Below are 15,157 nucleotides of genomic sequence, written 5' to 3' on the forward strand. Positions count from 1 at the left end.
CGGGCGGGGTGCAGTACGCTGGGCCGCCCCTGGTGAAATTTGGGGGAATGCGAGAACGACGCATCTTACCATTGCCGCCGCCGTCCGCCCGGTCAGGAGACCCCGACCGCACCGAAGGATCAGGCTGATTTCCTTGTCCGGCAATGACTTACCTTCGCCCCGACCGACGTCCAGAGAGGCATTCGCGTCTGCGCATGGCATCATGCCCGGGCACCTTCCACCTGCCCGCTCCGCCCGCCCATGACGATCAAAGGCAAAGCCACCTCCCTCGACATCGCCCACCTGGCCGGGGTCTCCCAGCCGACCGTGTCGCGGGCCCTGCGTGGCAGCCCGATGGTCAACGCCGAGACCCGCGAGCGCATCCTGCGCATCGCCCGCGAGCTGAATTACAAGGTCGACAAGAACGCCTCCAGCCTGCGCCTGCGCAATGCCGGCACGCTGGCCCTGCTGTTCTTCGAGGATCCGACCAACGACGATTCGCTGATCAACCCGTTCTTCCATTCGATGCTGGGCTCGATCACCCGCGCCTGCGCCCTGCACGGGCAGGACCTGCTGGTCTCGTTCCAGCAGCTGTCCACCGACTGGCAGGCCGATTACGAAGACAGCAACAAGGCCGACGGCATCATCCTGCTCGGCTACGGCGACTACCACGAATCGCGCGACCGCCTGCAGCGGCTGGTCGAACAGGGCACGCACTTCGTGCGCTGGGGCGCCGCCCTGCCCGGCCAGCCCGGTGTCTCGATCGGCAGCGACAACTTCCAGGGCGGGCATGACATCACCACCCACCTGCTGCTGCAGGGCTGCCGCCGCATCGCCTTCCTTGGCCATGCCTCCAGCCACTACCCCGAATTCCAGGAGCGTTACCGCGGCCATGTCGCGGCGCTGCAGGACCACGGCCTGGCTGCCGAACCGGCGCTGCAGCACGATGCGATCACCACCGAGGCCTCCGGCCAGGAGGCCTGCCAGGCGCTGCTGGCGCGCGGCGAGCCGATCGACGCGATCTGCGCCGCCAGCGACCTGATCGCCATCGGTGCGATGCGCGCCCTGCGCGAGGCCGGGCTGCGGGTACCGCAGGACGTGGCGGTGACCGGCTTCGACGACATCCCGCTGGCCGCTTCGGTATCCCCGGCGCTGACCACCGTGCAGCAGGACACCAAGCAGGCCGGGCAGCTGCTGGTGGAGCGCCTGCTGACGCTGATCGGCCGGCAGCCGGTGGACAGCCAGAGCATCCCGGTGAAGCTGGTCGTGCGCGAATCATCCCTGCGCGGGTAGGCGCCGCTGGGCCGGCGCTCCGGCCAACGCACGATGGCGGGATTCTCCCCCCATGACCAACGGCGGATGACGCCTGCCTGCTCGTAAGCGATAAACACGACGCACGTGTGGCATATCGGTGGCACCCCTCCTGAACTGCCAGCTGGTGGTCGAACGGGAGCCCATCGCATGCGATCCGGTGTTGCAGCCCTGCGCCTGCAGGACATCCGCGAAGATCGGTGATCTCTGGGACATGTCCTATAGGACGTTGCAGCTGCACGTCCCAGAGTTTCAGCCTTCAAGGCCGGCAACCCGATTTCAGGTCGCCCGGTCGATTCCACCTCGGTCCGCCTCTTCTCCTGGAGCTGCCAAGTGCTGAAGATCGATTCGCTGTCCAAGACGTACGCCAACGGCGTGCATGCCCTCAACAACGTCACCCTGGACATCCCGCGCGGCATGTTCGGCCTGCTCGGCCCGAACGGCGCTGGCAAGTCGTCGCTGATGCGCACGCTGTCCACCCTGCAGGAGGCCGACAGCGGCACGGCGACGCTCAGCATTCCGGGCGAGGCGCCGATCGACGTACTGCGCGACAAGGAGGCGGTGCGCCGCCGGCTGGGCTACCTGCCGCAGGATTTCGGCGTGTACCCGAAAGTCAGCGCGCTGGACCTGCTGGAACATTTCGCGGTGCTCAAGGGCCTGACCCAGCGCGCCCAGCGTCGCGAGGTGGTCGATGGACTGCTGCAGCAGGTGAACCTCTGGGACGCGCGCAAGCGCAAGCTGGGCACCTACTCCGGCGGCATGCGCCAGCGCTTCGGCATCGCTCAGGCGCTGTTGGGTGACCCACGCTTGGTAATCGTCGACGAACCCACCGCCGGCCTCGATCCGGAGGAACGCAACCGCTTCCTCAACCTGCTGGCGGCGATTGGCGAGAACGTGGCGGTGATCCTGTCCACCCACATCGTCGAGGACGTGACCGACCTGTGCCCGACGATGGCGATCATGAACAAGGGCCAGGTACTGCTGACCGGGCGACCGGCCGATGCCATCGATGCCCTGCAGCAGCAGGTCTGGCGCAAGCAGGTCGATCCTTCGGAACTGGCCGACCATGAAGCACGCTACGTGGTGCTCTCGACCCGCCTGGTCGGGGGCCGCCCAGTGATCCACGTGCACAGCGCCAACGACCCCGGCGATGGCTTCGCGGCCGTGGCTCCCGACCTTGAGGACGTGTACTTCCAGCGCCTGCGCCTGCAGGCCCGTGCCCGCGCGGCAGCCTGAGCGGAGCACACCATGATCCTCGATTTCTTCCGTTTCGAGCTGCGCGAGCAGCTGCGCTCCCCGCTGCTGTGGCTGCTGGCCGGGCTGTTCGCCCTGCTCGCCTTCGCCGCCGCCTCCAGCGATGCGGTGCAGATCGGTGGCGGTAGCGGCAACGTGCACAGCAACGCGCCCACCGTGATCGCGCAGATGCTGGGCATCTTCACCCTGCTCGGCATGCTGGTCACTGCACTGTTCGTCAGCAATGCGCTGCTGCGTGACTTCGAACTGGGCACCGCCGAACTGATCTTCGCCAGCCCGGTGAAACGCCGCGACTACCTGGCGGGGCGCATCGCCGCTGCCCTCGCCGCCGGGCTGCTGGTTTACGTGGTGATCGCGTTCGGGCTGTGGCTGGCACCGTTCATGCCGTGGGTCGATCCCGAGCGCATGGGCCCGATCAGCTGGCAGGGCTATGCGTGGACGTTCGCGGTCATCGTCATTCCGAACCTGTTGTTCACCACCGCGCTGCTGTCGCTGCTGGCGGCACTGACCCGCTCGATCCTGTGGGTCTACATCGGCCTGGTGGCCTACCTGGTGCTGTACGGTGCCAGCGCGGCCCTGCTGCGTGACATCGACAATACGTGGATCGCGGTGCTGAGCGAACCGCTGGGCATGCGCGCCCTCGGCCGCACGATCCGCTACTGGTCCACCGCCGAACGCAACAACGGGATTCCCGAGCTGGCCGGTTACCTGCTGGCCAACCGTGCTCTGTGGTTGGGTGTGGCTGCCGCGCTGTTCGCCGCCACCTTCGCGCTGTTCCGTACCGAACGCAGCGGCAGTGGTCGTCGGCGCTGGGGCCGCAGGCAGGCGCAACCGGTTGCCGATGCCGCCAGTGTCCGCCCCACCCGCGCAGCACTGCCGCGCGTGGTGCCGGCGTTCACCGCCACCACGGCGTGGCGGCAGTTCCTGCGCCAGGTGCGCTTCGATACACGCGGCGTGCTGCGCAGCGTGCCGTTCATCGTGCTGCTGGTGCTGGGCCTGGCCAACTTCCTGCCCAGCGCGCTGTTCCGGCAGACCCTGTACGGCACCTCGATCTGGCCGGTCACCTCGCAGATGATCATGGCCCTGCAGGGCGCCTTCAGCTGGCTGCTGGTGATCATCGTGCTGTTCTTCGCCGGTGAACTGGTCTGGAAGGAACGCAGCGCGCGTATCAACGAAGTGACCGATGCCATGCCGGTGCCGAACTGGGTGCCACTGCTGGCCAAGTTCACTGCGCTGCTGGCGGTGATCGTCTGCTTCCAGGCCGCCGGTGCGCTGGCCGCGATGGGCGTGCAGCTGGCCAAGGGCTACACCCATCTGGAGCCGCTGCTGTACCTGCGCAGCCTGGCGCTGGATTCGGTGGTCTACATCCTGATGGGGGGCCTGGCGCTGGTGCTGCAGGTACTCACCAACAACAAGTTCGTCGGTTACGCGCTGCTGATCGTGGTGATGATCGGCCAGGGCGTGCTCGGCCTGCTCGACTACACGCAGCACCTGTACAACTTCGGCAGCTGGCCCAACGCGCCCTATTCGGACATGAACGGCTACGGCCACTTCCTGCCGGGGCAGCTGGCCTTCCAGGGCTACTGGGCGCTGTTCCTGCTGACGCTGATGTGTCTGGCGTCAGCCTTCTGGGTACGCGGTGTCAGCCAGGGCCTGCGCCAGCGCCTGGCGCTGGCTGGCCGTCGCCTGCGCGGCCCTACCGGCGCCTTTGCGGCGCTGGCAGCAGTGGCGTTCGTCGGCGTGGGCGGCTGGCTGTACTGGAGCACCAACATCCGCAACGAGTTCATCCCGCCCGACCAGCAGCTGGACCTGCAGGCCCGCTACGAGCGCGAGCTGTCGAAGTACCGCAACCTGCCGCAGCCGCGCATTGTCGCCGTGGACAACCGCGTGGACCTGTTCCCGGAATCGCAGTCAATGGTGATCGATGCGAACTGGACCATCCGCAACCTGCACGCGCAGCCCATCCAGGACCTGCATGTCTCAATGGGCGACGACAAGCAGCTGCTGGCCGCCGACCTCGGCGGGCAGAAGTTGACCTTCCACGACAAGGATCTCGGCTACCGCATCTACCGGCTGGACAGGCCGCTGCAACCCGGTGAAACCCGCAGCGTGCATTTCCGGGTGGTGCAGAAGCCCAACGGCATCACCGCTGGCCAGGCACCGAGCAACATCGTCGACAACGGCACCTTCTTCAACAGCCGCGTACTGCCGTCCTTCGGCTATAACGAGGGCGCCGAGATCAGCGACCGCAACGAACGCCGCAAGCGCGATCTCGGTGAACCGCGGCGCATGCCCAGGCTGGAAGACGAGGCAGCGCGGGCCAACACCTATATCTCCAATGATGCCGACTGGCTCGATTTCCGCACCACGGTGTGCACCGCGCCGGACCAGGTCGCGCTGGCGCCGGGCTACCTGCGGCACGAGACCACGGTGAATGGCCGGCGCTGCTTCAGCTATGCCATGGACCGGCCCATGCTGAACTTCTACGCGTATCTGTCGGCACGCTGGGAGGTGCGCAAGGCGAAGTACAAGGACATCCCGATCGAGGTCTACTTCGACCCGGCGCACGGCTACAACGTGGACCGGATGATCGAGGCGGTGCAGAAATCACTGGCCTACTACGAGGCGAACTTCACGCCGTACCAGCACCGCCAGGTACGCATCATCGAGTTCCCGGGCTATGCCCGCTTCGCGCAGTCGTTCGCCAACACCATCCCCTACTCCGAGGCCATCGGTTTCATCGCTGACCTGCGTGACCCGGACAAGGTGGACTACGTGTTCTACGTGACCGCGCACGAGATCGCACACCAGTGGTGGGCGCACCAGGTGATTGGTGCCAACGTGCAGGGCGCAACGGTGCTGTCCGAATCGTTGTCGCAGTACTCGGCGCTGATGGTGATGGAGCAGGAGTACGGCCGCCAGCATATGCGCCAGTTCCTCAAGCGCGAGCTGGACGGTTACCTGTCCGGCCGCGGCGGCGAGGCCATCGAGGAACAGCCGCTGGAGCGCGTGGAGAACCAGCAGTACATCCACTACCAGAAGGGTTCGCTGGTGTTCTATCGGCTGCGCGAGGAAATCGGCGAGCAGGCCCTGAACCGGGCGTTGAAGCGCTTCCTGCAGGACAAGGGCTACCAGCAGCCGCCGTACACCACCTCACGCGAGCTGCTGGGCTACATCCGCGCCGAGACCCCGGCTGACCGCCAGCAGCTGGTCACCGATCTGTTCGAGAAGATCAGCTTCTACGACAACCGGGTGATGGCCGCCAGCGCCCGCAAGCGCGATGACGGGCGCTACGACGTGACCCTGGACCTGCACGCCGCCAAGCAGTACGCCGATGGCAAGGGCAAGGAGAGCGACGCGAAGATGGATGACTGGGTCGAGATCGGCGTGTTCGCCAACGGCCCGTCGGGCAAGGAGCGCGACCAGAAGGTGCTGTACCTGCAGCGCCACCACATCACCAGCGCCGAGCCGAAGATCACGGTGACGGTGGACGAGAAGCCGGATGAAGCGGGCTTCGATCCCTACAACAAGCTGATCGACCGGGTGAGCGATGACAACCGGCGCAAGGTGACGATGTGAGGGAGGGGGCGCCGGCCTGTGCGCCGGCGCTCCACGCAACGCGTGCGGGCTTGGCTCGGCCTTGCTGTGGTGCCGAGCCCTGCTCGGCACCTTGTCCAGGACAGCCGGCGAAGGTTCAGCGCACCGGGGACTTCGGCCCCAGCAACGCCAACAGCACATAGACCACGATCGAGGCGACCGTACCTAGCGCTGCCGGTACCCCGAACGCCCAGCCCGAGCGCCCCTGCTGGCGCGCCCACTGGGCCAGATGCCAAGCCGCGCCCAGGTTGATCAGCCAGGCGATGACAAACACCGGCCACTGCACCATGCCTACCGCGCGCAGCAGGGGCATGGCCACCAGCGCCGCAACGATGGCCACGATCAGGAAGATCAGGGCCGAGCGGGAATGGCGTACCGTGGATGCGCTCATGCGGCCAACCTGCGCACCATCACCAGCACGCGATAGCTGCGGTTGTCGGCTTCCTGCACCGGCTTCCAGCCCAGCCGCGCATACAGACCACCATCCAGGGCCTCGGTCTGCAGGTACAGGTCGGAAACGCCCATCCGCGCGGCCTGTGCCGCAGCCTGTTCGACCAGACCACTGGCCAATCCGCGGCCGCGATGGCTGTCGGCCACGAATACGCTGCCCAACCAGTACTCGTACTGTGGAAAGGCCTGCATCTCGCGGCGCTTGAGCTGGACTGCACCGACCACCTGCCCATCTTCGAAAGCGGCGATCAGGTGCGGGAAACCTTCAGCATCCTGCGGCGGGTCGAGCCGTTGCAGTTCCTGTTCCAGCGTCAGGCCGGCGTCCCGGCCCCATTGCGCGTGGTACCACTGCGCCAATTGCTGTCGTTCCGCTGCGTCTGCAGGCAATACCCTGAACTCCATGACCAGGCCTCGATCCCGATGTCGCCTAAGGGGATCACGGACGGCGTTCGAAGGGAAGCCTTCTGTAGCGTCGAGCCTTGCACGACTGAGCGGGCATTGCGCGAACGGCAGCCGAGCATGGGCTCGGCTGTACAGGACAATCAGCCCTGGGCGAAGTCCTTCAGGATCTCGCCGATGCCGCTGGGCGAGATCTCGAAGCCCAGCGGGGTGCCCGGATTGATCACCACGCCGTAGCCACCCGGCACGCGGCGCAGCACGTCCAGCATCAGCCAGCGGATCTGGTGTTCGGCCTGCTGGCTGTAGATGCCCACCCGCGATGGATCGGTGAACACGGCCACGTGCAGCGTGCCCTGCTTGTCGAACAGCAGCGGGTCGAAACCGCTGCCATCGGGGGTCACCAGGCTGCCGGTCTGCAGCACCACCTCGGAGGCGACGAAGGCTTCCATGAAGGCGCGGATCGGCACCGCCCCGTCCATCGCCGCCTTCAGCAGGGTTTCGATCGGGGTCTGCGGGACGAGGTCGGTCATGGCGGTACGGCAGGGCGTGAGGGGTGCCTATTGTGCCGGATGTGGTCCCCCCGGTAGTGCCGGCTGCTGCACGGTGGCGTCCAGCACATAGACCTTTACCCCATGCGCCGGCACGTCAGTCTTCAGCTGCTGCTCGACCTTCACCGTGCCGCCATCCAGCGCATCACGCCACGTGCCAGCCTGCAGGTAGCGGTCCACCTCGAAGGTGCGCGCCGCATCACCCTTGTTCAGCAGCACCAGCGCGGTCTGCGTCACGTCACCGTGCTGCAGCACGCGGAAGAACACGGCCTCATCGCCCTGCAGGCGCTCGTTCACCTGCAGGCCGCGCTGCAGCGCCGGGGTGGCTTCGCGCAGCCTGGCGATACGCTGCAGCGGCACGAAGATCGGGCTCTTCGGCGCCGCATCCACACGCGGCTGGCCGAAGTACGCACGATTGCCGGCATGCTCGGCGCGGCCACGCATGAAGCCGGTCTCCGAACCGTAGTAGACCACCGGAATGCCGCGCGCGGTGAACAGCCAGTTGTGCGCATCGATGAAGCCATCGTCGCTGGCCTGCAGGCGCGGCATGTCGTGGTTGTCGTAGAAGCTCATCAGCTCGTACGGGTTGGCGTACGGTCCGCCGCTCAGGTGCAGCGGCTCGGTCAGTGTCTCGAAGCCCTTGGCGGCGGTGCCGAAGGTCTGCTCCAGCGCGCCGCGCAATGGGAAATCGAGCACGCTCACGTTCGCGTTGGCGGGCCAGGTGTGCTCGGCGATGCGCGCGGCATCGTAGTCGAACGCTTCGCCGAACATGAACATGCCCGGATGCTCGGCGCGGATGCGCTTGACGAATTCATGCCACCACGGGTGCGGCAGCCAGCCGATAGTATCGATGCGCAATGCGTCCACGCCCTGCGCGGTCCATTGCAGGTAGGCGCCGACCAGGTAGTCCATCACCGCCGGATTGTCCTGGTTGAAGTCCGACAGCTCGGCCAGGTTGCCGTCGAAGATCGAGCCGTCCTTGCTGTCGACCGGACCGATGTTGTTGTAGAACGCGTGCAACGGGTTGTGCTTCGGATCCAGTTTCTGCGGCGGCAGGTTCTGGTGGTCGGCGATCAGTTTTCCGTCCTTGTCGAAGATCTGCCCGAACTGCGGCTGCCGTGTCGGCATGGTCCAGGCCGGCGAACCGTGGTTGCCTACGATATCCAGCACCACCTTCAAGCCAGCACCGTGCAGGCCCTTGGTCAGCCCGGCGAAGTCCAGGTTCCTGCTCGGCAGGTGCTCGTCGAGTTTGTAGAAGTTGATGCCCCAGTAGCCGTGGTAACCGGTCTTGCCGCGGTCGGTCAGCGTGCTGGTGCAGCTGATCGGCTTGCTGCCGGTAAAGGCCTCGTCCGGGTTGTCGACGATGGGCGTGATCCACACCGCACCGAAGCCCAGGTTGCGGATGTACTGCGCATTGTCGAGCACGCCACGGAAGTCGCCGCCGAGATAGCCGATGTTGCCGTCCACCTTGTCCGGGCACGGCACCGGGATATCGAAGGTGCGGTGCGCGCCACCCTGGTCACGATGGTCGTTGGACGGATCACCGTTGACAAAGCGGTCGGTGACCACGAAGTACACCGCATCGCTGGCGAACGGCTCGGTGGTGCCGACGTAGTCCGGGCGCGGCGCGGCCGCGGCCTCGCCGGCGAACAGGGCAAGGGAAACAGCAACAGCCAGGACACCACGCATCACACCACCTCCGGACGGGACGGAACCCGCAGCACGCACAGGCCGGCCAGGAACAGGCTGCAGCCGCCCAGCACCAGCACATGCATCGGCTGGCCACCCAGCCATGCGCGCAGGGCAAAGCCAAGCGCGCTGGCCGCCACCAGCTGCGGGATCACGATGAAGAAATTGAAGATGCCCATGTACACACCCATCTTCGACGCCGGCACGCTGTCGGACAGCAGTGCATACGGCAACGACAGGATCGAGGCCCAGGCAAAGCCCACACCCACCATCGACAGCAGCAGCCAGTGCGGGTCGCGGATGAACATCAGCGAGACCAGGCCGGCGCCGCCCAGCCACAGGTTGACCAGGTGGCTCCAGCGCAGGCCGATCGCACGCACCATCGGCGGAATCAGCACCGCCGCCAGCGCAGCGAAGCCGTTGTAGGCGCCAAACAGCACGCCCACCCAGTTGGCACCTTCGTTGTAGGCGGCCGACTGTGGATCGGTCGAACCGAAGTGGGTACCGGCCACCGCAGCGGTGGTGTAGATCCACATGGCGAACAGCGCGAACCACGAGAAGAACTGCACCCACGCCAGGCGGCGCATGGTGACCGGCATTGCGCGCAGGTCGCCGACGATGGCGGCCAGCATATGCGTGGCCGGCAACGCGCGCGCGGCCGCCAGCAGCAGGCCGTAGCCGGCGCACAGGCCTGCCAGCACGTACAGCATCCTGTCGCCTTGCCGCCAGGTGATCAGCAGCGCCAACAGCACACCCAGCCCTAGCCACAGGGCCACCCGCGTCCATGGCGCCGGGCCGTTGATCACCGCTCCCGCATGATGCGCCGGCGGCTCGGCATCATCGAAGGCAGCCAGTTCTGCTGGTGAATATTCGCGGGTGCTGACCACCGTCCAGGTGATCGCCGCCAGCAGCACCGCCGCGCCGAAGTAGAACGCATAGCGCACGGTGTCCGGCACCTCACCGGCGGCGGCCGTATTGGCAACGCCGAAGTGGGCCAGGATGAACGGCAGGAAGCTGGCGACGATGGCGCCCACGCCGATGAAGAAGCTCTGCATCGCATAGCCGGCCGGACGCTGGCGTGGCGCCAGCTGGTCGCCGACGAAGGCTCGGAACGGCTCCATCGATACGTTGATCGAGGCATCGAGCACCCACAGCGTGCCGGCCGCGATCCACAGCGTCGGTGAATTCGGCATCACCAGCAGGGCCAGCGTGGTCAGCACCGCACCGATCATGAAGAACGGACGGCGCCGCCCCCAGCGCGTCCAGGTGCGATCGGACAGGTAACCGATCACCGGCTGCACCAGCAGGCCGGTCAGCGGCGCGGCGATCCACAGCCCCGGTACCGCGTCGATGTCCGCGCCCAGCGTCTCGAAAATGCGGCTGGCGTTGGCATTCTGCAGGGCGAAGCCGAACTGGATGCCGAGAAAACCGAAACACATGTTCCAGATCTGCCAGAACGACAGCTGGGGTTTGGCGGGGCGATTCATCGTGCGTCCTCTACAGCCACGGGCGCCACCGTCAGCGCCTGCACCTGCGCCTGGTTGAGCACGCCGTCGCGCCCGCCCTTGCCCCCGGTGTAGTGCGCGAAATGCTGCAGTGTGCTCATGTTGAAGCCCTCTTCAAGCGTGACCGTGCATCGGCCCTTCGGCACCGGGAACGTCGCCGAGGTCGAGTCCTGCACGGCCACGCTGTGCGGCAGGGTGACGGCGTGCCGCTGCAACGGCTGGCCAGGGCACTGCAGCGCCAGCTGCTTCACAGCGGCGGTCACGCCCGTGTTGATCGGCCCATTCGCGTTGCTGTACTGCAGGCGCAGGCGCACCTGCCCCGCCTTGGCCGAGGTGAACTGCCAGCGCTCGGCACCCTTCAGTCGCTGCTGCGGACCGACGCAGACCATCGGACTGTGCAGCGATTCCAATGCGCCGTCGCGCCGGGTCAGGCTCAGGCAATGCTGCAGGCCATCGTCACCGATGCGTGCCAGGCCATTGCTGGCGGTGAGCGCGCGACCGTCCTGCCACAGCACCTGGCCGGCAGCGACCTCGATGTTCCAGCCCCTGCCCTTGCGTCGCGCCTGCGGTGCGGCCGGCGTGGCCGGTGCGCGCGCATTGGCGTCGGCCGTCGTCGCCACGCTGCGCGGTGCCGCTGCGGTGGCCACCAGCTGCACGGTGGTGGTGGCACCACGCGTCTTTACCTGGCCCGCCACCAGCAGGCCATCACCCACCTGCTTCGGCCGCTCCAGCACATAGCGCTTGCCATCGGCCTCCAGGGAGATGCGGCGCTGCTTGCCGAACAGTTCGGGGACCAGCGCGGCCGGCAGCTTGGGCTGCACGCGGCCATCGTCCTGCACGCCGAACACGCCTTCGACCACCATCGACAGATACCCGGCCACCGACCACAGCTGGCGTTCGGAGTTGACCACCGGGCCGCTCAGCGCGCCTTCCTCGACATGCACGGCCTGGCTGACCAGCTCGTAGTTCTCCATGTTGGAACCGGCCAGCGCGGCACCCTGCATCAGCGAGCGGATCTCGGCGGCGATGCGCGGCGCATCGTCCAGCTGCCGCGCCGCACGCAGCGAGTAGGCACTGACGAACGGCCAGATCGCCCGGTTGTGATAGATCGGCTGTTGTGCTTCCTGCGGCCAGACCACCGGGCTGCCGGCTGGCCCCATCGGATACGCCGCCAGCGCACGCCGCGCGCGCTCGGGCGGCAGCACCTCGGCAAGGATGCCCAGCGAGAGGCCGAGCAGATCGACCTTGGCGTACGGCACCGGGTGCGCCGCTTCGCCGATGTAGCTCATGTACTGGCCGATATCCTCGCGCCAGAAGCGCGCATCGATCTGCTGCGCCAATGCGTCGGCCCAGGCCTTGTAATCGGCCGCGCGGGCATCGCCGTGTTGCCCGGCCAGGCGTTCGGCCAGGCGCAGTGCCTGGTAGTGCAGCACGTTGGTGGACAGTGCATAGGAATCACCGATGAAGCGCACGTCCTCGCGGGTCCAGTCCGGATAGGTCTGCTCGCGCCAGTCCAGGAACGAAGTCTCGCCACGGTACAGGCCCATCTGCGCGTCGAACACTATCGCGCGGTCCTGCGCCAGCGTGCCCTGCAGCGCCTGCCAGACCTGGTCGGCAAATGCGCGATCCTCCAGCAGCTGACGAGCCGCCAGGAACCACACCACGCGGTCGCTGCTGATCGGCCAGCTGCCACCGGAACCGGTGTCCTGCGCCACAAACAGGCCGGGCGTGTGCCCGTCGCGCGCCGCCGACAGTTTGAACTGCAGCGACTGCCGGGTGCGCTTCGGGTCCAGGCGTGCGAGCGCCAGATCGGCGGCAAAGCTGACATCGCGCGTCCACACATAGGGCCAGCGCGCGCCGGTCTGGAAGCACTCGCACGGCACCGGTCGGCCTTCGTCGAACGCGGGATCGCGAATCGCGTCCACGCGGTCCTGGTCCATCTCCTGCTGGGCCAGCGCGAACAGGGCATCGAACATCACGCTGCCGGTCTGGCTGCGCATCGGCATCGGCGCGATATGCACATCGCCCTTCGGCGCATGCAGCACGAAGCTGCCGTTGGCAGCGGCTTCGGCACGCGCATGGCGGCCATCGAATTGCAGGTCGGCCGCCTGCGCGGTCGATCCCAGCGCTGCCCCCAGGGCAGCGGTCAGGCAAATGATCTTCAGCATCGAAGCGGCGGACCGGCTTGCGCCCGTCGGCCTCCCTCCCTCTCTGCACGCGTTGTAGGTCCGCACCGACGTTGCCGGCGGGCGGGCGCGGCCCCTCCCTCAAGGTGCCCTGGCCCCATGGTAGACGCGGGGCTGTCGGCTGCGTCCAGTTGCATACGTATTCATGGCGTCACGCGGTAGCGCACCTGCCGCGCTGGCTTATGGTCCGGGTCTGCCAACGGCGCCTTGGGAGGGGAAATGCCGATGTCACTCACTGCTGTACGTACCGCGCTCGCGCATCTGTTCGGTCTGGCGCTGCTGGGAATAGCCACGCTGGCGCAGGCCGCGCCGCAGGTGGTCAGCGTCGACTCTCCGGGCAAGGTGTTGAAGGTCAGCCTGGTGCTGGACGGCGGCACGGCCCGCTACCGGGTCGAGCGCCTGGGCGACACTGTGGTGGAGGATTCGAAGCTCGGCTTCGCCCTGCGCGACGGTCGCCTGGACCGCGATTTCACCCTGTTGGGCCAGCAGCGGCACAGCGTGGATGACACCTGGGAACAGCCGTGGGGCGAACGCCGGCTCACCCGCAACCACTACAACGAGCTGACCGTGCAGCTGGCCGAAACCACCGGCAGCAAGCGCCGGCTGGATGTGGTGTTCCGCGTCTACGACGATGGCCTCGGCTTCCGCTACGTGTTTCCCGAACAACCGAACCTGCACGAGGCGATCATCGATGACGAACTGACCGAGTTCGCCATCGCGCAGGATTCCATCGCCTGGTGGATTCCCGCTGGCGAACCGATCCACTACGAGTACCTGTACCAGCGCACCCCGCTGCACGAAGTACCGCTGGTGCATACGCCGATGACCCTGCGCAGCCGCGATGGCCTGCATGTGGCCATTCACGAGGCCGCGCTGGTGGACTACGCCGGCATGTGGCTGCGCCGCAGCGGGGGACAGCGCCTGCGCGCGGAGCTGTCGCCCTCGGCCGAAGGCTGGAAGGTGCGCCGCACCCTGCCCTTCGCCACGCCGTGGCGCACGCTGCAGATCGCCGACCGTGCCGGCGGCCTGGTCGAATCGGACCTGATCCTCAACCTCAACGAACCCAACGCGCTGGGCGATGTGAGCTGGGTGAAGCCAGCCAAGTACCTGGGCGTGTGGTGGTCGATGCACCTGGACAACGAGAGCTGGGCGACCGGGCCGAAGCACGCGGCCACCACCGCCAAGACGAAGAAGGTGATCGATTTCGCCGCTGCACACGGCTTCCGCGGCGTGCTGGTGGAAGGCTGGAATCCGGGCTGGGACGGCAACTGGGTCGGCAATGGCTACGACTTCGATTTCACCCGCGCCACGCCCGATTTCGACATTGAAGCGCTGTCGGCGTATGGCCTAAAAAAGGGTGTGCACCTGATCGGCCACCATGAAACCGGCTGCGCCATCGAGCACTACGAGGACCAGCTTGGCGCCGCGCTGGACCTGTACGCACGGCTGGGCGTGGACCAGTTCAAGACCGGCTACGTCTGCGACGACGGCCAGGTCGACCGCCGCAATCCCACGGGGGGCCCGCCGTGGCGCGAGTGGCACGACGGGCAGTTCATGGCCCGCCACCATCTGAAGGTGGTGCAGGAAGCGGCGCGCCGCCATCTGTCGGTGAACCCGCATGAGCCGATCAAGGATACCGGCCTGCGCCGCACCTATCCCAACTGGATCTCGCGCGAAGGCGCACGCGGCATGGAGTACAACGCCTGGGGCCAGCCACCGAACCCGCCGGAGCACGAGGTCAACCTGGTGTTCACCCGCATGCTGGCCGGGCCGATGGATTACACCCCCGGCATCCTCAGCCTGAAGGGCCGCCACGGCCAGGCCATCCCCAGTACGTTGGCCCGCCAACTGGCGCTGTACGTGGTGCTGTACAGCCCGATCCAGATGGCCGCCGACCTGCCCGAACACTACCTGCAGCATCGCGAGGCGTTCCGTTTCATCGAGGACGTGGCGGTGGACTGGGAGCAGAGCCGCGTGCTCGATGGCGAAGTGGGTGACTACGTGACGATCGTGCGCCGCGACCGCAACAGCCGCGACTGGTTCCTCGGCAGCATCACCGACGAGCACGGCCGCGTGCTGCCGGTGTCACTGGGCTTCCTGGAACCTGGCGTACGCTACCGCGCCGAAATCTACCGCGATGGCGAGGGCGCGGATTTCCGCAGCAATCCATTCGCGTTCGTTCGTGAAACCCGCGAAGTGACCAGCGCCGATGCACTGACGCTGGTGCTGGCACCAGGCG

The 15,157-nt window shown here is 66.9% G+C and carries 10 protein-coding genes; 4 read left to right on the forward strand and 6 right to left on the reverse strand.

Annotated features, from left to right (window positions below; translation table 11 throughout):
• The first annotated feature begins 240 nt into the window (after positions 1–240).
• From N5E02_RS05635 to N5E02_RS05645, 3 genes are all read left to right on the forward strand, one after another.
• Positions 241–1,272, forward strand: a complete 1,032-nt coding sequence (locus N5E02_RS05635) for a LacI family DNA-binding transcriptional regulator (RefSeq protein ID WP_065177905.1) — start codon at positions 241–243, stop codon at positions 1,270–1,272.
• 351 nt (positions 1,273–1,623) lie between these two features.
• A complete protein-coding gene (locus tag N5E02_RS05640; RefSeq protein ID WP_065177906.1) occupies positions 1,624–2,526 on the forward strand; it encodes an ABC transporter ATP-binding protein in 903 nt (300 codons plus the stop codon).
• A gap of 12 nt (positions 2,527–2,538) precedes the next feature.
• Positions 2,539–6,123 carry an ABC transporter permease subunit gene (locus N5E02_RS05645; RefSeq protein WP_235649501.1) on the forward strand — a complete coding sequence of 1,195 codons (3,585 nt, stop codon included), beginning with the start codon at positions 2,539–2,541 and terminating at the stop codon, positions 6,121–6,123.
• Between the two features lie 115 nt (positions 6,124–6,238).
• Here N5E02_RS05645 and N5E02_RS05650 read toward each other — a convergent pair whose 3' ends face one another.
• The 6 genes from N5E02_RS05650 to N5E02_RS05675 all read right to left on the reverse strand — a co-directional run bounded on the left by N5E02_RS05650 (position 6,239) and on the right by N5E02_RS05675 (position 12,900).
• Positions 6,239–6,532: a hypothetical protein gene (locus N5E02_RS05650; protein ID WP_065177907.1), complete on the reverse strand. Its 294-nt coding sequence runs from the start codon at positions 6,530–6,532 to the stop codon at positions 6,239–6,241.
• Positions 6,529–6,993, reverse strand: coding sequence for a GNAT family N-acetyltransferase (locus N5E02_RS05655; protein ID WP_032954000.1), 465 nt, complete (start codon positions 6,991–6,993; stop codon positions 6,529–6,531). The genes N5E02_RS05650 and N5E02_RS05655 overlap by 4 nt, the downstream gene beginning before the upstream one ends.
• A gap of 140 nt (positions 6,994–7,133) precedes the next feature.
• Positions 7,134–7,520, reverse strand: a complete 387-nt coding sequence (locus N5E02_RS05660; RefSeq protein ID WP_005415624.1) for an SseB family protein — start codon at positions 7,518–7,520, stop codon at positions 7,134–7,136.
• A 27-nt stretch (positions 7,521–7,547) separates the two neighbouring features.
• The gene (locus tag N5E02_RS05665) at positions 7,548–9,227 is read right to left on the reverse strand and encodes an alpha-amylase family glycosyl hydrolase (protein WP_279946020.1); all 1,680 of its coding nucleotides are present in this window, start codon (positions 9,225–9,227) and stop codon (positions 7,548–7,550) included.
• On the reverse strand, positions 9,227–10,714 hold the full coding sequence (locus N5E02_RS05670) for an MFS transporter (protein ID WP_279946021.1): 1,488 nt from the start codon (positions 10,712–10,714) through the stop codon (positions 9,227–9,229). Before N5E02_RS05670 ends, N5E02_RS05665 begins: the two co-directional genes overlap by 1 nt.
• Positions 10,711–12,900: a Six-hairpin glycosidase-like protein gene (locus tag N5E02_RS05675; protein WP_235646008.1), complete on the reverse strand. Its 2,190-nt coding sequence runs from the start codon at positions 12,898–12,900 to the stop codon at positions 10,711–10,713. The genes N5E02_RS05670 and N5E02_RS05675 overlap by 4 nt, the downstream gene beginning before the upstream one ends.
• Before the next feature lie 237 nt (positions 12,901–13,137).
• Here N5E02_RS05675 and N5E02_RS05680 point away from each other — a divergent pair.
• A partial coding sequence (locus N5E02_RS05680) for a glycoside hydrolase family 97 protein (protein ID WP_279946022.1) occupies positions 13,138–15,157 on the forward strand: 2,020 nt, incomplete at its 3' end.

Source organism: Stenotrophomonas sp. GD03777 (genome assembly GCF_029842485.1).
Classification (GTDB): Bacteria; Pseudomonadota; Gammaproteobacteria; order Xanthomonadales; family Xanthomonadaceae; genus Stenotrophomonas; species Stenotrophomonas sepilia.